The organism is Anabaena azotica FACHB-119 (genome assembly GCF_014697625.1).
GTDB classification, from domain to species: domain Bacteria; phylum Cyanobacteriota; class Cyanobacteriia; order Cyanobacteriales; family Nostocaceae; genus Trichormus; species Trichormus azoticus_A.
Window position 1 is genome coordinate 137,584 of sequence record NZ_JACJSG010000004.1, and the last position, 18,801, is coordinate 156,384.

The 18,801-nt window shown below is 39.8% G+C and carries 27 protein-coding genes and 1 pseudogene; 17 read left to right on the forward strand and 11 right to left on the reverse strand.

The genetic code is table 11. The features are described from left to right. The first annotated feature begins 62 nt into the window (after positions 1 to 62). Together H6G83_RS04195 and H6G83_RS04200 are read left to right on the forward strand one after the other, a co-directional pair. Positions 63 to 665 carry a hypothetical protein gene (locus H6G83_RS04195; RefSeq protein WP_190467422.1) on the forward strand — a complete coding sequence of 201 codons (603 nt, stop codon included), beginning with the start codon at positions 63 to 65 and terminating at the stop codon, positions 663 to 665. Between the two features lie 202 nt (positions 666 to 867). Then, complete coding sequence (locus tag H6G83_RS04200; protein ID WP_190467425.1) at positions 868 to 1,122, forward strand: UPF0175 family protein; 255 nt, start codon at positions 868 to 870, stop codon at positions 1,120 to 1,122. A 49-nt stretch (positions 1,123 to 1,171) separates the two neighbouring features. Here the strand turns inward: H6G83_RS04200 and H6G83_RS04205 are convergent, their stop codons facing one another. The 6 genes and pseudogenes from H6G83_RS04205 to nifH form a co-directional block, all read right to left on the reverse strand. After that, on the reverse strand, positions 1,172 to 1,594 hold the full coding sequence (locus H6G83_RS04205; protein ID WP_190467428.1) for a pepsin/retropepsin-like aspartic protease family protein: 423 nt from the start codon (positions 1,592 to 1,594) through the stop codon (positions 1,172 to 1,174). Beyond that, positions 1,587 to 1,847, reverse strand: a complete 261-nt coding sequence (locus H6G83_RS04210) for a hypothetical protein (protein WP_190467433.1) — start codon at positions 1,845 to 1,847, stop codon at positions 1,587 to 1,589. Before H6G83_RS04210 ends, H6G83_RS04205 begins: the two co-directional genes overlap by 8 nt. A gap of 202 nt (positions 1,848 to 2,049) precedes the next feature. Continuing rightward, positions 2,050 to 2,265 carry a type II toxin-antitoxin system HicB family antitoxin gene (locus H6G83_RS04215; RefSeq protein ID WP_190467436.1) on the reverse strand — a complete coding sequence of 72 codons (216 nt, stop codon included), beginning with the start codon at positions 2,263 to 2,265 and terminating at the stop codon, positions 2,050 to 2,052. Further along, a complete protein-coding gene (locus H6G83_RS04220; RefSeq protein WP_190467439.1) occupies positions 2,265 to 2,489 on the reverse strand; it encodes a hypothetical protein in 225 nt (74 codons plus the stop codon). Before H6G83_RS04220 ends, H6G83_RS04215 begins: the two co-directional genes overlap by 1 nt. Positions 2,490 to 2,519: 30 nt before the next feature. Then, positions 2,520 to 3,344: a hypothetical protein gene (locus tag H6G83_RS04225; RefSeq protein WP_190467442.1), complete on the reverse strand. Its 825-nt coding sequence runs from the start codon at positions 3,342 to 3,344 to the stop codon at positions 2,520 to 2,522. Between the two features lie 317 nt (positions 3,345 to 3,661). After that, a pseudogene (gene nifH / locus H6G83_RS04230) lies at positions 3,662 to 3,961 on the reverse strand (nitrogenase reductase); the annotation flags it as partial. Positions 3,962 to 3,985: 24 nt separating this feature from the next. On the opposite strand from nifH, the gene xisF reads away from it, so the two are divergent. Beyond that, positions 3,986 to 5,344: a fdxN element excision recombinase XisF gene (xisF, locus tag H6G83_RS04235; RefSeq protein WP_190467445.1), complete on the forward strand. Its 1,359-nt coding sequence runs from the start codon at positions 3,986 to 3,988 to the stop codon at positions 5,342 to 5,344. 430 nt (positions 5,345 to 5,774) lie between these two features. Here the strand turns inward: xisF and H6G83_RS04240 are convergent, their stop codons facing one another. From H6G83_RS04240 to H6G83_RS35135, 4 genes are read right to left on the reverse strand one after another with little or no spacing between them, the layout of a single operon-like run. Beyond that, positions 5,775 to 6,791: a phosphoadenosine phosphosulfate reductase domain-containing protein gene (locus H6G83_RS04240; protein ID WP_190467448.1), complete on the reverse strand. Its 1,017-nt coding sequence runs from the start codon at positions 6,789 to 6,791 to the stop codon at positions 5,775 to 5,777. 43 nt (positions 6,792 to 6,834) lie between these two features. Further along, positions 6,835 to 7,047, reverse strand: a complete 213-nt coding sequence (locus tag H6G83_RS04245; protein ID WP_190467450.1) for a hypothetical protein — start codon at positions 7,045 to 7,047, stop codon at positions 6,835 to 6,837. Then, a complete protein-coding gene (locus tag H6G83_RS04250; protein WP_190467453.1) occupies positions 7,044 to 7,232 on the reverse strand; it encodes a hypothetical protein in 189 nt (62 codons plus the stop codon). Before H6G83_RS04250 ends, H6G83_RS04245 begins: the two co-directional genes overlap by 4 nt. A 1-nt stretch (position 7,233) precedes the next feature. After that, the gene (locus H6G83_RS35135) at positions 7,234 to 10,302 is read right to left on the reverse strand and encodes a DUF5906 domain-containing protein (protein WP_190467456.1); all 3,069 of its coding nucleotides are present in this window, start codon (positions 10,300 to 10,302) and stop codon (positions 7,234 to 7,236) included. A gap of 363 nt (positions 10,303 to 10,665) precedes the next feature. On the opposite strand from H6G83_RS35135, the gene H6G83_RS04260 reads away from it, so the two are divergent. From H6G83_RS04260 to H6G83_RS04300, 9 genes are all read left to right on the forward strand, one after another. Beyond that, positions 10,666 to 11,007, forward strand: a complete 342-nt coding sequence (locus tag H6G83_RS04260; RefSeq protein WP_190467459.1) for a helix-turn-helix transcriptional regulator — start codon at positions 10,666 to 10,668, stop codon at positions 11,005 to 11,007. 86 nt (positions 11,008 to 11,093) lie between these two features. Further along, a complete protein-coding gene (locus H6G83_RS04265) occupies positions 11,094 to 12,137 on the forward strand; it encodes a hypothetical protein (RefSeq protein ID WP_190467462.1) in 1,044 nt (347 codons plus the stop codon). Between the two features lie 72 nt (positions 12,138 to 12,209). Further along, a complete protein-coding gene (locus H6G83_RS04270; protein ID WP_190467465.1) occupies positions 12,210 to 12,392 on the forward strand; it encodes a hypothetical protein in 183 nt (60 codons plus the stop codon). Between the two features lies 1 nt (position 12,393). Further along, positions 12,394 to 13,959 carry an AAA family ATPase gene (locus H6G83_RS04275; RefSeq protein ID WP_199328312.1) on the forward strand — a complete coding sequence of 522 codons (1,566 nt, stop codon included), beginning with the start codon at positions 12,394 to 12,396 and terminating at the stop codon, positions 13,957 to 13,959. Further along, complete coding sequence (locus H6G83_RS04280; protein WP_190467467.1) at positions 13,952 to 14,242, forward strand: hypothetical protein; 291 nt, start codon at positions 13,952 to 13,954, stop codon at positions 14,240 to 14,242. The genes H6G83_RS04275 and H6G83_RS04280 overlap by 8 nt, the downstream gene beginning before the upstream one ends. A 44-nt stretch (positions 14,243 to 14,286) precedes the next feature. Continuing rightward, the gene (locus tag H6G83_RS04285) at positions 14,287 to 14,499 is read left to right on the forward strand and encodes a hypothetical protein (RefSeq protein WP_190467472.1); all 213 of its coding nucleotides are present in this window, start codon (positions 14,287 to 14,289) and stop codon (positions 14,497 to 14,499) included. Positions 14,500 to 14,538: 39 nt separating this feature from the next. After that, positions 14,539 to 14,685, forward strand: a complete 147-nt coding sequence (locus tag H6G83_RS04290) for a hypothetical protein (RefSeq protein ID WP_190467475.1) — start codon at positions 14,539 to 14,541, stop codon at positions 14,683 to 14,685. 55 nt (positions 14,686 to 14,740) lie between these two features. After that, entirely contained in the window at positions 14,741 to 15,046 is a 306-nt protein-coding gene (locus H6G83_RS04295; protein ID WP_190467479.1) for a helix-turn-helix domain-containing protein, read from the forward strand. A gap of 7 nt (positions 15,047 to 15,053) precedes the next feature. Then, positions 15,054 to 15,266, forward strand: a complete 213-nt coding sequence (locus H6G83_RS04300; RefSeq protein WP_190467480.1) for a DUF2997 domain-containing protein — start codon at positions 15,054 to 15,056, stop codon at positions 15,264 to 15,266. On the opposite strand, the gene H6G83_RS04305 is transcribed toward H6G83_RS04300, so the two are convergent. Next, positions 15,263 to 15,475, reverse strand: a complete 213-nt coding sequence (locus H6G83_RS04305; RefSeq protein ID WP_190467484.1) for a hypothetical protein — start codon at positions 15,473 to 15,475, stop codon at positions 15,263 to 15,265. The two genes, H6G83_RS04300 and H6G83_RS04305, sit on opposite strands and share 4 nt — an antisense overlap. Between H6G83_RS04305 and H6G83_RS04310 the strand changes: the two genes are divergently transcribed. From H6G83_RS04310 to H6G83_RS04330, 5 genes are all read left to right on the forward strand, one after another. Then, positions 15,474 to 15,830 carry a hypothetical protein gene (locus tag H6G83_RS04310; RefSeq protein WP_190467486.1) on the forward strand — a complete coding sequence of 119 codons (357 nt, stop codon included), beginning with the start codon at positions 15,474 to 15,476 and terminating at the stop codon, positions 15,828 to 15,830. The genes H6G83_RS04305 and H6G83_RS04310 overlap by 2 nt on opposite strands. Positions 15,831 to 16,153: 323 nt before the next feature. After that, complete coding sequence (locus H6G83_RS04315) at positions 16,154 to 16,567, forward strand: DUF1257 domain-containing protein (protein ID WP_190467487.1); 414 nt, start codon at positions 16,154 to 16,156, stop codon at positions 16,565 to 16,567. 165 nt (positions 16,568 to 16,732) lie between these two features. After that, positions 16,733 to 17,194, forward strand: a complete 462-nt coding sequence (locus H6G83_RS04320) for a hypothetical protein (RefSeq protein WP_190467720.1) — start codon at positions 16,733 to 16,735, stop codon at positions 17,192 to 17,194. A 92-nt stretch (positions 17,195 to 17,286) separates the two neighbouring features. Continuing rightward, a complete protein-coding gene (locus tag H6G83_RS04325; RefSeq protein ID WP_190467490.1) occupies positions 17,287 to 18,120 on the forward strand; it encodes an ATP-dependent DNA ligase in 834 nt (277 codons plus the stop codon). A 78-nt stretch (positions 18,121 to 18,198) separates the two neighbouring features. After that, entirely contained in the window at positions 18,199 to 18,783 is a 585-nt protein-coding gene (locus H6G83_RS04330) for a hypothetical protein (RefSeq protein WP_190467493.1), read from the forward strand. Positions 18,784 to 18,801: the final 18 nt, after the last annotated feature.

The following is an 18,801-nucleotide window of genomic DNA, read 5'->3' on the forward strand; positions in this document are numbered from 1 at the left end:
GAGGTAAATTTTTTCTGGCAAATGGGCAAAGGTAAAAATTTGAGATAAGGAATTGATCAGCTATGCCTTACAGTCAGTTTACGAATATTAGTAAGGTTAAAGAGGCTTTTGGGTTGAAAACACAGGAGGGTGGACGATTTATTCCGGCTGTTGAAGCAATTGAACCATCTGCGACACTTAAAGCTTACCTGGAGGAAAGTCTTCCCCTTGCTTCTTCGGCAAGTGAAAAAGCGCGATCGCAGGGGATTATTTACCCCGTATTATTAGAAGTAAGAAGGATATTAAATCGGCAAGTTAGTTTATTTTCCGGCGAGGATTTTACAGTTGATGAGTCAATTGGACTCGATGGAATGTGTGGTTTTTTATTAACTCGTTCTACTGAAGTCTTGGAAATTGAAGCGCCTGTACTTGTAATCGTTGAGGCGAAAAAGGCTGACTCAAGAACTGGATTTGGACAATGTATTGCAGAGATGATTGCTGCACAAAGGTTTAATGCAGAGAAAAATCGTCCAATTTCGACTGTTTATGGTTCGATTAGCAGTGGTACACAGTGGCGATTTCTGAAGCTTGAAGATAGTCTTGTAACTATTGATTTGTTAGATTATCCTTTACCTCCTGTGGAGGAAATTTTGGGGATGTTGGTTTGGATGTTGCAAAATGGATGATGGATTTTAGGGTTAAATTGTTGGTGTTGGTGATTAGAGGATGGATTTATTTAACACAGAGACGCAGAGGCACAGAGAATAAGACAGTTAGTTTTTAAATTTGGTGATTTAATTTAGAAATGGCGAATTTCTTATAAAAAATCCTGTGTATTGAGTAGGAGTAATGTTAGTGTAAGAAAAATCTGTAATCATAAATTAACCTATGAGTATACAAGTTAGTATTGAACTGCCTAATGATGTGTTTTCTGCACTTCGCAGTAACCCAGAAACTTTTGTTCAGGAAATGCGTTTAGCGGCGGCTGTTAAATGGTATGAGGTGGGTATGGTTTCCCAATCGAAAGCGGCGGAAATTGCTGGAGTTAGCCGTCACCAGTTTTTAGAAGCACTGCATCGCTATCAAGTTTCGCCGTTTCAAGTCACTCCTGAAGAATTAGCCGAGGAGTTAGGGCGTGACTAGAAGATGGGTTGTGAATAGTTTGCTCGCCTAACTTATTGCAGATATCGCTTTATGGTTTTACTCTTGGGCGTACCTCGAATGTTAAATCTGCACGGTAAAAACAGACATCAAACTCTGCAAAAAAGTTCATGTGTCCGAGTATCATAGGTGCTTCTCTAGATTCTGTCCAAGCAAATGCTAGCAAAACAGAAGGAAATTCAGCAACTGTAGCTGATAGAATTAATCCCTGTGCTGGAAAATTAGCTAGATTTCCGGTTAACTTGATTGGGACTGTTTGCTCTTCCCAAACTGCTCCTAGTTGTAGACCTAATTCGTAAGGCAAAACATTAACACTTGCACCTGTGTCTAACAAAGCCATAGCTTCCAGTGAACGGTTTTTGTAAGTCAATGTCAATGGTAAATAAGGCATCGTACTAGAAACGCCAGGAATATTACTTCGCTCAATGAAGGGAAATCTTCTACCCTCAAGCATTGTTTTCTTCCTTGTGTGCGGTAAGCATATCAGATAATGTTTGGGCAGCTTCATGAGCATCATAAGGAGACCAGACAACAGCTTCGGTTGATGCTAATTGCTCTAGCAGCAGGTTTTCCGATGTTTGATTCTCAGTTGGTTCTAAATTGCATCCTTCTTCTTTTGCCACCTCTAACAAGAGAAAATGGATGAGACGTAGTTTGTCTTGGTGGGATAGCTGGCTGACAGCAGGTATCAAGTGATTGAGAGACATATTGCAACTGATTAAAGATTTGATGCCTTTCCTACGATAATAGCAAGTTGAATTGTGTTAGCGTGGGTTCTCACAAATAATATTTTTTATAAACTATTTAATGGAGAAGCGATCGCCTGCCTATTTCTCGGCGTTGCTGATTGAAAATATGAATTTGCATCACGCAAAGACGCAAAGTTACAAAGAAAAATAAAAGCTAATTTCATATTTCATACTCTGATTCAGCAACCCTCATTTCTCGATGTTCTCGTTTGTCCGCAATGACTCGTAGAGCTAACGCCTGGACATGGGATATTGCTTGTTGTTGAGTCTCACCATACGCCAAAACACCCGGTATTTCTAAAACTTCTGCAATCCAACTACCATCATCTTCTTGTTCGATTTCGATAGTTAAGTGAGTAGATATTGAACTGTGCATTATATCAACCCCGTTTTTTTACTCATAACAATGTTCATACTCAGATGAATGCTCAACCATTCTAGCTTGGCGATCGCCTTCCGCAAACCAAGCAGTAGAAGTGCGATCACTTTTCCCCAAGTATCGCTCTCATAACTCATAACATTACAAAAGCGATCGCACCCATAACCCACATACCCAACAACCGATCGCATCCTTATCAAATACAATAACAGGAATGCCATTCCTTCAATATATAGTGATAACGCCAGTAACTAAGGGCTTGTTAATTCAGTCCAATTTTTCTCAGCAAACAGAACAAAACGTAGCAAGAGAATTAGAGAAGTATATGCTTCTTCTTCTTGTATGCTAGAGACTGCTCCATGAGAAGCATCATCTCGCCAATACTTCAATAAATCCGTATATCTAGTAAACTCTTTCTGAATAAATTGATTTTTTTGCCCTATAAGATCGTTTTCAACTCTACTACGACCTTTGCTAGCATTGTACATCCTTAAAATTTCATCTTCATTTCCTTTTTTCTTGATTGCAAGAGCTAACAGAATTGATTCATAGGCAGAACCACACATTACACAACATGCAAGGTAGCTTTGCGAACGATAGCATTTGATTGCTTCCTGACTTCGAGAATTGTAACCTGCACCAAACAAGTGAACTCGATCATTAAAAAGTTGAGAAAATCGTCCGTATTCTGAGGGAGTACAGTTATTCTGATCAAATTTTTCCAACCAGGTTCGACCATATTGTGTTACTACAAACTTGCCACTAAAATTTACAGGGTATTTAAGCTCATCATGCTCATTGACTGGATATGGTCTTAGTATATTTCTAGAACAAAGATGCCAAGCAGCATCATAGAATGCTTCAGAACCAGTTACAGTATCATAACTTATCGGCTGAAGATATCCTGATTGAATCTCCAAGTTAGGAGGCTTATTTTCTTCTAAAACAGACTCTATTAATTTATTTATTAAAAAATCTTGTACTTGCCGATTCTTTTTTAAGTAGCGAAAAATATGATTAATGGCATCTTCGTCTGTTATGTCTGGCATAATATCGGGAATTTTTAGTTTAACCATATATCTTTAATTTTACTAGAATATTTTTTATCTCAGCCTTTAATTTTATCATAAACAGTAATATACATTAAAGCCAACTATTCTGCTTTATAAAGACTGTCATAGGTAAAGATAAATAGTAAACTATTCATCAGTAACCCATTTATCAAAATTTTTGTATTGAACTTGACAATAGGGATAATATAGGGTAAACAAAAGGATATAAACACAAGAAATTACTAATTTTTCTACTTTTCCCCAGGGCAAAAACAGGGCAATATAAAAACAAAATCCTAACTTAATTGCATAATAAAAACTCTGGCAAACAGGGCTTAATCTTCACGGATAGGCATAGCGAAACCACCGCACACAACGTCACCCAATACGTCGTAGGAAACGAAGTCTAGGTCTGTGTAAGCACCGTTTTCTTCCAAGAAGTTAATAGCGGTGATGATACCACGACCAGCGCAACCTACACCGGGTTCAGGACCACCAGACTCTACGCACTTAACACCACGGAAACCGGTGAGCATTACTTCTTCGAGTTCTAAGTCTTCTACTGCACCGCGTTCAGCAGCCAAGTGTAATACGGTGGTTTGAGCTTTGGAGTGGAGCATCAAACGGGTAGTGCTATCTTTACAATATGGACATGAGGATTGACAATGAAAATAGGCTATGTGAGGGTTTCGACCCGTGAGCAAGACGAAGGCAATGCTTTAGATCAGCAAACAGCACGAGTAGAAAAGGCTGGTGCTGTCATGATTTTCTCAGATGTCGAGTCAGGACGCTCGGACAAACGCAAGGAATTTAACAAAATGCTGACACTTTGCAAGCAGGGTAAAGTTAGCGAGGTAATCTGCACTAGAATAGACCGATTAGGACGCAGTGTAGTTGGGATTCACAAGGCGATCGCTATCTTTGAAGAATACGGGATTAAGCTCACGGTTTTAGATGCCCCCGTTGACCCTTCCTCGCCCTTCGGCTGGTTTTCTGTTAACCAAATGGCTGGACTCGCTGAATTTGAATCCAGACTACTTGCTAATCGAATCAAGAACGGTATGGAATTTTTCAGGGAGCAGAAAAAAGCATCCCCCCGTCCGCCATTCGGTTATTGTCGGGTTGATGAAAAATATGCTCCTGATTTCTCTGAGATTCAAGGGAAAAGTAAATGGGCGATCGCTTCTGATATTGTTGATTATTTCCTTAGCGAAAAAGGTACACTCAGAAGCACAGCCCAATATCTTCTTGCTACCTACGGCTTAACCTGGACAGCCGCAGGTTTAAAATATTGGTTAACGAATCCCGTGCTGCGTGGGCATACTGCATATGGCATTAAAGCAAATCTTTCCCGTCCTGATGAATGGGAAATACAAGAAAATACACACCAGCCTTTAATTACTGAAAATACATTTAGAAAAATAGTCAGAAAACTTCAAGAAAACAAATTTAAGTATAGCTACGGTAACAAAAAAGAAACTGAAATTCTCCCTCTGGCAGGACAAATAATTTGTGGAAGCTGCGGTTACAAATGCTTTTGTAAAAAAAGTTATTCTACTTACAGAATACGCTGCAAAAAGCATGAAAATATGGGTGGCGACTTCTGCAAGAACAGAATTAGTACCTATCTGCCAGATATTATTGCGGCGGTTGATAAATCTTTAGTAAAAAGACACGCAGAGATTAAAGAATATGCAGTTACTAATTCAAATATTGATCAGCAGGACAGCCCTGAATTAATTGCGAGACAAGAGCAACTAAAAGCACTTAAGTTAATGCCTCTAACTCCAATAATTCAAAATGCAATTGACGATACCATTTTAGAAATACAGCTAATAAAACAAAAAGCAATCACAATTAACCAAGTCAACAATGAATTGTTTGAGGTTCTTTCATTTGTTACCGCTAATCCTAGCTTTTGGGATGAAACACCCTGGAAAGATAAACGACTGATATACACAGAATTAGTTGATTACGTAACAGTTTTAAATGGCGAAATCTTAGAAATTAAGCTGCGGGTTTGAGAATCTCAAGCTCTATTTCAAAGTCCTCCTGTGACAGTAACATCAACCGCCTTCTTGTATTTGAATCTAAATGCCTAATTTTGTACCACCTTTGAGAAGTACGTATTAAAACTTGTGTTGCTGTTTCTGTCATTTTTTTTAGCCTGTTTTGATTAGTTTATATTTTAGTTGATGGATTTTTGGGATTTTGTCTTTTAATATTCAATCTGGGATAACACTTCTGTGCTACTCGTTATCTAAATTACAGGAAATTAACCGTAACTTTGGTTCAATGTTTTCCATAACTGGTATTGAGGATTGGGTATTGAGGATTGGGTATTGAGGATTGGGTATTGACGATTGGGTATTGAGGATTGGGTATCAGTCATTAGTCGATAGTCGATAGTTCTCAGATCCCAGTCCCCAATCCCTAGTCCCTAGTCAACTGACGTTAATCTATACAATGACATTGGCGAGATTCTTGTACAGATCCGATCGCTACTTCCTCAAGTCCTGACAAACTATCAACATCTCTCCAGCTAAATCTACGTCCTAAACCCTTGATAGAACTGTCTTGCTTTTGACATCCATCTTGCCAAACTTGTTCAATCAAATGCGCCTTAGCTCTATCTTCAGGTTTCATGGTTCTGATTTCCTCAAGCTTGGCGTTGGGGCAAAACACACAACTACTCTTGGGTGGTATTGGTAGACCAACAGAAATTATCAGAACTTGGCAAGCTAAGTTGTCTAGTCCATGTAACATCAATGGATATTCCATCCTGTAAATGCCATCTGTCAGTGATCGAATCTGTCTTGTTTTTCTATCAATCAGCCTGTGAACTTCAGCAGCATGAAATCCAATGAATTTTCTAACTGGAACTCTAGTAAATTCATTTTCTATAACCCAATTCTCCACAAATTCATTCTGTGGCTTCACCTTCCACTCAATCGAGCATTTCTTGTGTCCATAGGCCACACTGGGCAAAGCTTGATTAACTAGGCATTCCTCTTCTAACGTTGTATACTGCGACCCCGCTACATTAAACCAATGAATCAACCATTGGATAACAAATATTGTTTTGTTATTCCTAGAATCAGGTAACAATATCTGCAATCGTATCAGAATTTGCAAATTTGATATTGCGGCTACTAATGCTTTGCGTCTACTTGATACTTTAGAAGGTGTCCTGATGACAACAGTTATCGGGGGCATTCCACGTTCAACCAGCCATTTACTAAACATCTCAATGTATTGGTAGGTTTCGGCTTTCTCTGCGCCTGTGTCGGCAAATAGTATCAAATCGGGCTTAATGCCCAACTTCCAACATAGAATCAGCAAAGCTGTGGAATTTCGACCACCTCCGTAACTAACCACTATCGGTGATTTTGGATCGGGGGCTGGTTCATTTAGCAGAACTTCAATAGGCGATCGCGTTTCTTCCAACAAACTTAATTGTAGGTTTAGCATTGTTATTGCACATTTAAATCATCAAAAATCAAAAGCGATAGCATTAATTCTGATTATTGTTCTCTGGTTTTCTGCGATAACTTGCGTTTCTATTAGCTTTATATTCGGCAAAAGTTCTCAAATATGATGCCGCACCTTCGAGTAGTTTTAAGCCGTTTCTATGGTAAAAAATACGTTCAATTAATTGATGGCATTCTTGCCTTAATTGTTGCCGTTTTTCATATAGCGCATTCTCGTCAATATGTGGATTTGTCATGCTACCTCTGGTAAATTTTTTAGAGTTTCTAAAAGCGCATCTTTTCCAACAAAATCACTATCTTGATTAGCAGCATATTTTGCAGCTTCGGCAATCATTTCTAATTGCTTGATGTATTGGGTTGTTTTGTTATTTAAATGAGTTGTTGCCAGCCGATTCAAAAGCTGAGGAAATGTTTCAGCCATATTATTTATCCTTTGGCAAAATAATTGATAATCCCAACTCAAGCATTTCTATTCGGCTCATAAGTTGGCAATAATCAGGATTCACAGATCCATAAAAGCTAGACTTATTCCTGCCATCTAGAATTAATTTTGGCTCTTTATTAAAGCCTAATTGAAGATGCTTCGTGATTTGTGCAATATAGTTCTGTTCAAAACCCAGCTTGTTGTCGGTATAAGTCACCCAATGTCCTAGCGGGAAATTTTGAACCATTTCAGCAAATTTATCTTCTACAACTTGTGATGGGTCATTTTCTGCCGTCACCAACCCGTCACAGCTTTGCACAGTGGAGGTTTCACTCGTTTTTCCCTCGTCCCCTGTGATGGGTTGTGATGGGTCAAATAGTTCCCTTAGTATTTCCGTACTATCGCAATTTGTACTTAGATAATTATTCATGTTTTCGTTAGTAACTAAACAGTTTTGATTTTTGCCATCACACCCGTCACAAGCTTGCTGTGCAATCGCTTCAGCCGTCACGTGACCCATCACCGACCCATCACACGACCCATCACACTCGCTCACATCCGTGCTAGAATCGCTGGTTTTCTGTGTAAAGTCGCACATTCCCGTTACAAGCGGTAATAATTCATTGTCACAGTCATTTCTTAGTCGGACACCGACAAAGAATGAGCCGTTTCTGTCTCTGCTTTTGGCGATCGCAGGAAGTTTCAACTGTGCCGAAAGCAAATCAAATAGCAGATTAGTGAAACGCTTCTGTGAAAGCGATTTTGTTCCTGTTTGGTCTGAAAATTTTGCATAATTGGCGTACAACCAACTATCGACGTTGCGATATTCTTCCCAAGATTCTGATGACCCAGTATCTGAAATTGTGCGGCGGATTTTCTGCACAATTCCTACATAAGTTTTCGCGCTCTCATCCGCTATCAAACAATCATCAGCCCAAGCAGCCAACGGGTTGGTTTCTGTGAGCATAATTGCTTTTTCTTGGTTGAGAGCGTCCGAAGCTTCACAGTGGTTTCTAAGAAGTTCTCTGGCACAAGACTCACCAATCCCCAATACCCAATTAAGCAAGCCCGGAATGTACTCGCTGAACTCTCCGAACATTTCACCAGTGCCACGAAAATCTAGCAAAGTCCGCTGATTTTTGCGCTCAACTTGGTTGTCAAACCTCACGGTGATGCGGCGTCGCTCAAGCCCGGATGTATAATCCGCAGACGATATTGGCTCATTGGCGGCGACCAAAATCATTCCTTCATAAATAAATCCAGAGGTGGACTGTTTAAACTTCCTTTCATAAGGAAGCAAATCTGACCCGGTTGCCGCTTTGAGAATGCTAACCTCACCAGCAAATCGCTCTGAGTCTGTGATTACACACAGCCTTTTTCCCTTGAGTGAGGATGATTCAAAGTTAGATCCTTCAAGCTTTTGCAGCTTTGTTGAATGGGTGTTATGGAACCCAATCAAAGCTTGAGCCATTCGGGTAAACGTCCCCTTGCCTGTCCCCCCCTTTCCAATTACTTCTAGATATTGCTGCCACTCGTACTTGCCAGTGGCGATCGCGTAAAGATAAGCCCGTAAAACTTGAATCGTTCCGGGGTCTCCAACCTGGGAGTTAAACCAATCTAGAATCGGTTGGCAGGTGGCGATCGCTATGTAGTTATAAGGTAAGCACCAAGTCAGCCTATTTCCTGGGCAGTGTTCAGCGAGTTCAAAAGTTTGAGGATTCAAAACACCGTTGGTTAGAGGAATCAAACCCTTAATTTCGTTCCATTCTTTGACCGCTAATTTCGCTCTTAGTTTACGCTCAACCCCAGAGGTGAATTTTTGTGAGATGGGGTGTGGCCTACCGTGGGAATCTGCAAACTGATATTTATATGGCTTGATTTCAGTTTCACAAATCAGTTCTACAGCGTCAGAGGTTTCATTCCCCCAAATGCCATCAATACTTTCAGAATATCTGTACCATTGTTCTTCCTGTACATTCCACGCGAGTTGATCACGGTATTTCTCGGCTATCAAGTCGGAGAATTGAGACTCACACCAGGATTCAACGAATGGCTTGCTACCGTCGCCACCCCCTAAATCCTCGCGGTCTTCAATAGTTGAGGGAAGTCTTTCAGATGTAGCGCCAATGAGCCAATTCATTCTTTCAATAAACTGCTCACGTGTCCAATCTCCATTGGCTGACACCCAGTCGGCAATGTCGCCCTTTTCGGGCATATCTGCATAGAGTTCTAGAGGGTTGAGGATGAGGCAAGGGAATTGTGTTTTGGCGGCGGCGTTAGCGATCGCTTGAGCTTTCTTTTCTCCTGGTGCGTCGTTGTCAGGTAGATAAACTAGCCCAACAACCCCTGCTTTCTTGAGCGCCATTAACCCACCAACTAAATCAACTTCTGCCCACGCTGACCCCATCCAGGTGATAGCGCATAGTTGGAGGAATCTTGCGGCTTCTACTGATTTTTCTCCCTCAACTCCCAGCACCCATTTACCAGAGGCAAATTCTTCAACTTCCGAGAGACGGTAAATGGGCCAGGGATTATCCCCTTTGGAATTTACATTTTTGCCGTCTGCGTTGACGTGCCAGGGTTTTGTAGTTTTTCGGGCGCGTTCACCAGTCTCTTTATAGTAGTCAGTTCTGATAATCCACTGGTCACAACTATATTGATATGTGATTTCCGTGTTGAGTCCTTTTTGAATTGCTGGTAAAGTTTCTGGAACTTCTGGTAACTCAGCAAGAACTATTTCACCCTCTGGCAACGGTGCTGGCTTGTAGACCTTGACTGGTGAATTAATAACCCGGAGGTTTCCGCGTTTACCTGAACCTCTATATGATTTGATGCCAGCGTTTTCAAGGGCTTCTGATAGGGGGGCGATCGCTTCTCTAATTTGTTCCGATGTACATCCACCAGAGTAACAAGCGTAACGCCCAGCGTGTTTTCCGTTCAGAGTAATTTTCAGATTATTGTCACCACACACTGGACAATATGCTATGATTTCGCTTCTCGTTTGCTTCAACACATTCAATTTATCCAGGTGGTCAAATATTGAGAATACTGGAAGTTTATTAATCACTGTATTTTCCTTCTAGATTATTGAAAATCCTAAAAGTTAGATAGATTTATTGCTTTATGTCAGTGCTATGATTGTATTCCTCTTTTAGAGGGCATCTGTTTCATTGACTTTAGATTTCAAATATTCAGACAAGATTTTTTCTATGAAGTGACTTATTTTCATGTTTTGTCTTGATGCTTCTTTCTTGATTGATTTATTTAAGTCTTTATCTAAGGTTATGGTTTGTTGAATCCTGTTATCGCTTACGTACTTCATGTTTTTTGTAATTACCAGATTGGTAGACACTCTTTACTATATCAACTTACTTACCAAAATGGTCAGCATAAGTACCAGAAATTTTATAAAAATGGAATCGCATCTACCATGTATACGGAAAAACCTGTGGATCAAGAATCACGGCAACGCTTTGCGGAAATTGTCAAGAATCTTAGAGGAGAAAGGGATCTGAGACAATTTGCTCGTACTTTAGGGGTAAGTCATCCTACGGTTATCGCCTGGGAAAACTGCCAAAGTGAACCCAAACGACAAAACCTAGAGAGAATAGCTGAACTAAGAGGCGAAAGTCTGGAGGTGCTGCTTGAATATATAGATGGTAAGCAGCAAGTGTCAGGTCAAGATAGGCTTCTCTCTGCCATCAGGGGGGCATCAAAAGAACAACTTGCTGTTCTTGTTCGAGCGATCGCTGATCGTTTAGAAGCCCTTTAAAAAAAATTAATATTTTTTTGTCTTACCATTTTGGTAAGTAAGCATTAATGTGTATACTGGTAAGTATACTAACCAAAATGGTAATTATGCCCAAACTACCAACAACATTCCAGTCCTTGGACTTAACAGGCTTTGAAGACAAAAACCAGCGACACAACGCAATCACGCGAGAAATGGTTGATGTTGCTTGTAGTGTTTTACAAAAGAACCGCATCGGGATCGTGGTTCGCAGCGTACAAGCCGCACTCAAGCATATTTATGGCTTAGGTGGCAGTGCCGAGACAGTTTGTCAGTTACTTAAAGAATGGCGCTCTGAGAACTTGGCTGCACTCAAGTCTGGAAAGGGTGAAAAAGACCTAATTACAGCGATTGTAGAGGCTTCTGATGATGGGTTATTGGATGACTCGGATATTCCTGAAGAATACCTACAAGCACAGCGACAGATGGCGATCGCTGGATATCGGTTGGCTTATCAAAAAGCTGATACATCGGTGGCTGGCGATCGCATTCAGACTTTAGTCAACGAAAATGACTTGCTGAAAACTCAACTTAAAGACTTTCCACAGCTTCGGATGGAGCTTGAATTTTATAAAGCTGAAGCTGAACGTCAAAGGATTGAGTTACGCGAAGCTTACTTAAACATTAATAAACAACAATTAGCTGATTCCGAGACTTTCCGCGCACAACTAGAGGGTTTACAAAATGAGCGCAATGATTTGATTTTAAAGAATAATGAACTTGGCAAACAAATTGCTGAAATGGCTGAGATTCAAGGTAAGGCTGTAGAGCGTGACGGCGAAATTGCAAAATTAAATGGTCAGCTAGAAGCCCGTGAGCGTGAAGTTATGGAAATGCGTGAACAGATTCAAAATTTACAGACTGAATCTGGTCAAAAACTTGTACTTGAATCCCAGTTAACAACTGTTCAGGAACAATTAAAACAAGCCAACGAAACTATCACATTGCTACAAGTTCAACTACAAGAAAAGTCTACATCTGAACTACAAGTAGATATTGATGTTGATGCTCTTGTTGCTGAAAGAGACTCTTTAGAACTGAAGGTAAAAGAACTAGAGTCTCAGGTTGGTAAGAGAAACAAAAATAAGCAACCCGCAGGTGTTAACGGGTAACAGTTAATGATTTTCCCGTAACAGAAAAGCGTTTGTTACGGGTTAAATATCTTGATAACCATTGGATGTGAAATGAACAACCTAGTAATTTTAAATTTGGACTGTTGTGTTTATTTAACGCAACTACCTAACGGCAAATGCGGGTGGACTAAATCAAAGCAATTTGCCAAACAGTTAAACAAAGAACAAGCCGAATTATGGCTAAAACAATTAGCTAATGGTAACGGACTTAAGTATTTAATTAAATCTGCGTAACATGGAAAATAAAGCAAGTTATGCTCCTAAGAAATCAGAAAAATCAGAGCTTGAATTGATGTTAGCTGCTCGGTTTCCTCTGATTTATATTGTTAGCCCAGAAGAAGAGATAGCAGAGAAAGAATTAATTGCGATCGCCGAGTCTCGCAAAGGTCAAATATTTTTCTGGGACTATGCCCGTGGTTGGTATGACAACAATCAGGATAAAAGCAACCCAATGAGTGCATTGGCGCGTGTGGCGAAGGCTGGAGGAACTCACTCTGTATTGTTTGTCATGAAAGACATTTGCACTTTGATTGCCCCAGGCAGTAACGGTCAAATTATCCCCGCACAGTTGGCACTTGTCCGTGAAATTAAGAATCTGGCGCGGGACATGGCGCGGGATAGGCGGACTTTAGTTTTACTGTCTGATCAGTTGAGATTACCCCTAGAACTGCGGGAAGAAACAACAATTATAGATTTCTCATTACCTACTGCCACAGAAATTTCCATCCTCATTAATGACTTGGTTGGCAAGAAGACTAGTTTGGCTGAACCAGAACGAGAACAACTTATTAAAGCCTGTCAAGGTTTGAGTCGTTGCCGTATCAGTCGCGTGTTGGCGAAGTGTTTGGCCAAGTATGGGAAAGTTGATGAAAATGCGATCGCCGCCGTCATAGATGAGAAGCGCCAAACTATCAGAGAGACAGGCATTTTAGAATTTATCCCTGTAGAAGCTGGGTTAGAGTCGGTTGGCGGGTTGGAGAATCTCAAGCAGTGGGTCAGGGTCAGAGCGAATAGTTTCAGCGATGCAGCCCGTAGGTATGGCTTACCGTCACCCAAGGGTATGTTACTGGCGGGGATTCAGGGAACGGGTAAGAGTTTGTCAGCTAAGACAATCGCTGCTGAATGGAAATTGCCTTTACTCAGGCTAGATATTGGGCGGTTGTTTGGGGGAATCGTCGGGGAAAGCGAATCACGGGTGCGGCAAGTAATCAGACTGGCTGAAGCGATCGCTCCCTGTTGCTTGATGATTGATGAGTTGGATAAGGCCTTTGGCAACATCAACAGTGGCGGAGACGGCGATTCTGGCACATCTCGCCGTGTGTTTGGAACACTCCTAACTTGGATGCAGGAGAAAACTAGCCCAGTATTTATCATTGCCACCGCCAATAACGTCGAGTTAATTCCCGCAGAAATGTTACGCAAGGGAAGGTTGGACGAAATATTTTGGCTAGATTTGCCTAACCAATCGGAGCGATCGCAAATCTTCAAAGTTCATCTTTCTAGACTCAGGCCGCAGCGAGTTATTGATAACGAGTTTGATTTTGATTTGCTTGCCTATCGTGCTAGGGATTTTTCAGGTGCAGAGATTGAGCAAACTATTTATGATGCAATGCAAGAAGCTTTTTCTAGAAGTGAGGAATTTACTCAAGAGGATTTGTTAGGTGCGATCGCTAACTCAGTTCCTTTAGCTCAAGTTGCATCAGCACAAATTTATTCACTAATTAAATGGGCAGAATGCAGTAATGCAAAAAACGCCAGTTCTAGAGTGAAGAAAGAAAACCCTTTAGAAGTTGATGAATAATCCAGTTATAAAATGCCAGCATCCAGATTGTAAAAGCACAAATGTTACAGAATGCTTTTACCCAACTGAATCAGGCAGAGAAGAAAAAGCATATTACTGTACTGACCACACTCCTTTGCATGGTTTTTGTCGGTTGTGTGGTCAGTTTTGGACTGGTGTCGAATATTTTGAATTTGCTATATTGCATGACGGGATGGGGGGAGTCTGTGAAAACTGCGAGGCAGAACTTAGGGAAGATTTAGACGATTACGAAGAGGATGATTATTTCACAGACTATTTGTAACTAATGCTGTCGCTTGTGGATTTTGATTTTATACAGGTAGCATCATGTCTATTGAACAAATCAAAGCAATTATCAAGGGAAATGCCGAAAACCTAAAAATGCTGGCAGCCACACCGGAGTATCAGCATTTAGAAGAAAGTGAAAAGTTTACAACGTCTAACGATTTAGTATTGGGTGACGCGATTTTAGCATTAGATGAGATTTATGAGGCGATAATTCATCTTGAATATGAACAAGAATGTAGTGAGTCAAAATAATGGTTCAAACAGCAATAGATTTTAAAGGATGAACAGCTAATGGAACAAAACACTTTTGAGATTATGTACCAAGCCTTAGTAGAAATTGCTACAGCCAATACATTCTTTGATGAAAGCAAGAAATTGAGCCAAATTGCGAAGCAAGCCCTACAAAATATTGGGAAAGGTGAAGAAACAACAAAGTAATTAGCGCTCTGGTGGGTCGCTCCCACCTTCAGCATAAATCAAAAGGATTTAGGCAATGACTAGTCAACTAACTTTAGGTTGGTTAATTCGGAATGGAAGAAAAAGTATTGGTTTGAGTCAAAGTGAACTATGTAAGGAATTATCCAAGCACGGCATACAAATTGATTACCACCAACTTTCTAAGATTGAAAATGACAGAATTGATGTCCGCAATCGCTCCTACGACAAGTTAATTTTGGCAATCTCCAATATCTTCACTTTAGACCCAACATATCTTGAAGAAATTTGCCAACAAACAGAAATTCAACCGTTAGATTTGAGTCAAGGAATTTTCCCAATTTACATTAAGGATTTGAAATAGAGGAAATATGCAATATCGACAAGTTCAAATAACAATCGCTAAAGACGGAACTATCACCGAGCAGGTTATTAATGGTGTTGGTAATAGTTGTACAGAACTCACTGCCGGGTTAGAAAATGAGTTGGGTAAAGTTGAATCACAGGAACTGTTACCTGAATACTATCAACAATCCATTGAACTGCAAACTCAAGAGGATGAAACCCTATGGCAAAGCAGTTAAAACATTTCTGCCATTTCTGCGTGTTCAAAATTAGCGATCGCTGTGGATGAATAATTACTACTGCTATAACTGCGGCGCTGATTTCTCCAGAGATAAACCCTGGAAACTTGCCTATTTGTTGTCCTTGTTGTGGAATTCCTTATGAAGATGAGGAAAATGAAATTTATTAATGCTGTCGCTTTTTGAGTTTGATTTTGAGGAAAATTCATGAAACTACTAACAAAGCAACCTAGAAGCAAATTTTGGGGAGAATTGGCAGATACATCTAAAAAGTATCAGGACGAAATTGCAAAATTGGAGGATCAGCGTCAAAATGAATTGGAAGAAAATCTTAAGTATTTATCAAACATTGCTTTACTAGCTTTGATTAGAGAAGCTAATAATCTTAAACAACAATGGCGAGATAAATACTTGCATAATAAGCCCAGTAATCGCACTGATAAAGAGCTAGATAGCGCTGAATTTGTAGTTGATGCAATACGCTCTATCCTAATTGATAGAGGAATAACATATTGTTCAGTTCGTGATGCTTTAGTCAAAGGTGATGAAGTTTTTCTGAAGTAGTTGAATTTGCGATCGCACCAAAGCGATCGCATCAACGCGAATGTGGACAACTAATCACTAATGACGAATAACTATGTTTACCTTCCCCTACAAGTTGACTGTAAAAATTGGCAAATACCCACCTAAAGGTATCATTCACAAATGCGACTTTTGGTTTTACAAGAATCTGCCTTTCTGGAATTTGAAATTTTTGATTGCATGGGAGAACAATTATCACTTTGTAGACTGGAGTGATGAAGAGTTTATTCCTTTTTAAGCTTTTCGTGCTTTCCTTTGAAATTACAGTATCTTACCGTTCAATCTCATCAATTTAGGAGCAGAATATGTCTCATTTAACCCATATCAGAACGACTATCAAAAACCAACAAGTTCTAGAGAAAACCTTGAGCCAAATGATTGAAGATGGACTTAACGGCATTCTCGCAGGAGCAAAACTAGAGCATAACACCGAAATTCATGATCCTTTCGGGAATAGCAAAGTAGCAGAACTTGTTATTAGACGATTACAAAGCTTTCAGGGAGGCTACGATTTTGGATTTAAGCTTAGTGATTCTGAAGAGTTTGAGTTTTTAACCCGTGATGGTTCAAAGTGGGATGCTCATAAGTTCATGGAAGCTTTAACCCCTTGGTATGCGAGGGAGAATGCGATCGCTAGTTTAGTTGCCCAAGGATTTGATATTGAATCTATTCATGAGGAAAACGGCGAGGTCAAAATTAAAGCTGGTAAATGGAATTAGATACTAAGTTGTCTATTTGAATATAACGCGATCGCCTCAATTAACTTAGAAGCGTGTTGACGAAACTTAATGTATTAAAGTTAATTTTCGTTGACACGTGTTTATCTAAAGACTTAGATTTTCCCTAGAGAGAATAGCCTGATAATTGCTATGTACAACAAAGCTATGCCATATCAAATTCAACAAGCCATAGGCAATAGTCCTCTAGCAGTAAACGAACGATACTGGGGAGAGGCTGAAATCATTAATTTTGGAGCAATGACAAGCTGTATTGCAATAATTGGTCAAAGACCAAGTGTTAACCGAGTTACAGGTATACATCTATCGATATTTAGCAATGATGAAACGCCTGTTTTTGACCCAGCGTCTAACGTCTTGGGTCAAGTGAACAATATTATGAGAAATGCAGTTAATTTGAGAGCGTGTTTAGGAAGAATAGATTTTTGGCAAGGAAACCAGTCACAACAAGTTCAAAACTTCTTTATCCAATTGATGACTGAACTTGATATTCTTACGTGGGTACAACTTGTTGATGGAACATTAAATGTAAGATTCAACAATCAGAAAAATACTATCCAATATCAACATAAAAATGGTGCATGGACTGATGTGCCATACGTAGATTAACAGCTAGAAGTAAAATTATTCCCCTATTGAGCAATCAGTAGGGGATTATTTTTTATGGTAGTATTTGGAGTAATTATGGTGCAAATGTACTTATGAAATGCCAACTCGCAAATATTTATAGCCCGACTAAAAACTACGGCATTAGCAATTGGTTTTCAACTCCGAAATTGGACGGTATTCGGGGGTTGTATATTTCTGGTCAGGGATTAATAAGCCGTACATTAAAAACAAAATATGTCGGACTTAAACATATTGAGAATGTTTGCGCCCAGATAGCACAAGCTGGTTATGTTATTGATGGAGAGCTTTACATACCCAATGAAAAGTTTGATGTTATATCAGGAATAGTCCGCGATCGCAAATACGACATCGCCCAAAAACAGCGCGTCCAGTTCCATGTATTTGCTCTATGGAAAGACAACAGCACATGGACAAATACAGAAGCAATGGTTAGTAAAATTCAAGAAATAATTCCCGGCAATCAATTAGCAGTCGTAGCAGTGCCGTACACAGTTATCGAAAGTGATCCGGTGATTGTGCAAGCCCAAAACCAACTTAATAAAGATTTCGGTGCTTCTCTGGAAGGAACGATGTTAAGACATCCAGACGTAGCCTATTATCAGGGGCGATCGCAACATCTACTGAAAGTGAAAAACTTTGAGAAAGGTGAGTTTATTATCACAGACTTTCATAAAGGTACTGGCAAGTATTCTAATAACCTGGGTAAACTTTCTATTGAAGGTGTAGTTGGTGAAGTTACCGTAAAATCCAAAGTTGGAACTGGATTTACAGATACAGAAAGATCAGAGATTTGGAATAATCAATCTAAATATATTGGAAATAAGATTGAGATAATTTATATGGGTGTCACCAACGGAACGCAAAGGAGTTTAAGACATCCAGTATTTTCTAAATTCTTGAAATAAATTAAGCTTTTCTATTGACCAGTACAGATATAGTACATTACTCTATAAGTATTCATTCTGTTCACAAAGAATAGCTTTATGCCTACTACTTTAACCAGAAAAGATGCGCTTAATGAACTGAAAGCTAAAATCCTTCGTGATGATTTAAATGATTTTGGTGGAACTGAATCTTCAGATGGTGCGCCTCTGACTTTCAAATCTTCTTCAACCACAACTTTGGATGAGAAACGGATTCTATCTCTTGATGCGTCTTTGCGTAAGTCTGAGATTAAGTCTACTCCCGATGATGATGGTATGTTGCCCGCGAACTATCAAATCCCTGAAAATCGGATTGTTCAGCAACAAACTTTAGCTGAGGCATTTAACACTGGCGATCGCCTCAAAGCTGAAGCGATCGTTGAAAAACTCAAGACGATTTATCCCAGTATTTTGGGTTTAAATACATTTGGTTTAAATACACAGCCAACGGGGAAATTTACCGATTTAGCTAATGAGGTGAAAGCCGCAGATTTCAGTATTGATGTGCAAGCAATATTCACCAAGCTGGACGAAGTGAAAGTCTATAACGTTAGCGCACCCAACGACCCGTACACCGGGACTTTGATTATCGCAAAAGCCTCTGATGGATTAGTAATAGGGCAAACTCTGAGAGTTACTACCTAAACCTATTTGAGTGATTTG

Excerpts from the sequence above, each read along its gene's own strand:
- H6G83_RS04195 (WP_190467422.1), top strand. The coding sequence starts at position 63 with ATGCCTTACAGTCAGTTTACGAATATTAGTAAGGTTAAAGAGGCTTTT.
- H6G83_RS04200 (WP_190467425.1), top strand. The coding sequence starts at position 868 with ATGAGTATACAAGTTAGTATTGAACTGCCTAATGATGTGTTTTCTGCA.
- H6G83_RS04205 (WP_190467428.1), bottom strand. The coding sequence starts at position 1,594 with ATGCTTGAGGGTAGAAGATTTCCCTTCATTGAGCGAAGTAATATTCCT.
- H6G83_RS04210 (WP_190467433.1), bottom strand. The coding sequence starts at position 1,847 with ATGTCTCTCAATCACTTGATACCTGCTGTCAGCCAGCTATCCCACCAA.
- H6G83_RS04215 (WP_190467436.1), bottom strand. The coding sequence starts at position 2,265 with ATGCACAGTTCAATATCTACTCACTTAACTATCGAAATCGAACAAGAA.
- H6G83_RS04220 (WP_190467439.1), bottom strand. The coding sequence starts at position 2,489 with ATGGCATTCCTGTTATTGTATTTGATAAGGATGCGATCGGTTGTTGGG.
- H6G83_RS04225 (WP_190467442.1), bottom strand. The coding sequence starts at position 3,344 with ATGGTTAAACTAAAAATTCCCGATATTATGCCAGACATAACAGACGAA.
- xisF (WP_190467445.1), top strand. The coding sequence starts at position 3,986 with ATGAAAATAGGCTATGTGAGGGTTTCGACCCGTGAGCAAGACGAAGGC.
- H6G83_RS04240 (WP_190467448.1), bottom strand. The coding sequence starts at position 6,791 with ATGCTAAACCTACAATTAAGTTTGTTGGAAGAAACGCGATCGCCTATT.
- H6G83_RS04245 (WP_190467450.1), bottom strand. The coding sequence starts at position 7,047 with ATGACAAATCCACATATTGACGAGAATGCGCTATATGAAAAACGGCAA.
- H6G83_RS04250 (WP_190467453.1), bottom strand. The coding sequence starts at position 7,232 with ATGGCTGAAACATTTCCTCAGCTTTTGAATCGGCTGGCAACAACTCAT.
- H6G83_RS04260 (WP_190467459.1), top strand. The coding sequence starts at position 10,666 with ATGTATACGGAAAAACCTGTGGATCAAGAATCACGGCAACGCTTTGCG.
- H6G83_RS04265 (WP_190467462.1), top strand. The coding sequence starts at position 11,094 with ATGCCCAAACTACCAACAACATTCCAGTCCTTGGACTTAACAGGCTTT.
- H6G83_RS04270 (WP_190467465.1), top strand. The coding sequence starts at position 12,210 with ATGAACAACCTAGTAATTTTAAATTTGGACTGTTGTGTTTATTTAACG.
- H6G83_RS04275 (WP_199328312.1), top strand. The coding sequence starts at position 12,394 with ATGGAAAATAAAGCAAGTTATGCTCCTAAGAAATCAGAAAAATCAGAG.
- H6G83_RS04280 (WP_190467467.1), top strand. The coding sequence starts at position 13,952 with ATGAATAATCCAGTTATAAAATGCCAGCATCCAGATTGTAAAAGCACA.
- H6G83_RS04285 (WP_190467472.1), top strand. The coding sequence starts at position 14,287 with ATGTCTATTGAACAAATCAAAGCAATTATCAAGGGAAATGCCGAAAAC.
- H6G83_RS04290 (WP_190467475.1), top strand. The coding sequence starts at position 14,539 with ATGGAACAAAACACTTTTGAGATTATGTACCAAGCCTTAGTAGAAATT.
- H6G83_RS04295 (WP_190467479.1), top strand. The coding sequence starts at position 14,741 with ATGACTAGTCAACTAACTTTAGGTTGGTTAATTCGGAATGGAAGAAAA.
- H6G83_RS04300 (WP_190467480.1), top strand. The coding sequence starts at position 15,054 with ATGCAATATCGACAAGTTCAAATAACAATCGCTAAAGACGGAACTATC.
- H6G83_RS04310 (WP_190467486.1), top strand. The coding sequence starts at position 15,474 with ATGAAACTACTAACAAAGCAACCTAGAAGCAAATTTTGGGGAGAATTG.
- H6G83_RS04305 (WP_190467484.1), bottom strand. The coding sequence starts at position 15,475 with ATGAATTTTCCTCAAAATCAAACTCAAAAAGCGACAGCATTAATAAAT.
- H6G83_RS04315 (WP_190467487.1), top strand. The coding sequence starts at position 16,154 with ATGTCTCATTTAACCCATATCAGAACGACTATCAAAAACCAACAAGTT.
- H6G83_RS04320 (WP_190467720.1), top strand. The coding sequence starts at position 16,733 with ATGCCATATCAAATTCAACAAGCCATAGGCAATAGTCCTCTAGCAGTA.
- H6G83_RS04325 (WP_190467490.1), top strand. The coding sequence starts at position 17,287 with ATGAAATGCCAACTCGCAAATATTTATAGCCCGACTAAAAACTACGGC.
- H6G83_RS04330 (WP_190467493.1), top strand. The coding sequence starts at position 18,199 with ATGCCTACTACTTTAACCAGAAAAGATGCGCTTAATGAACTGAAAGCT.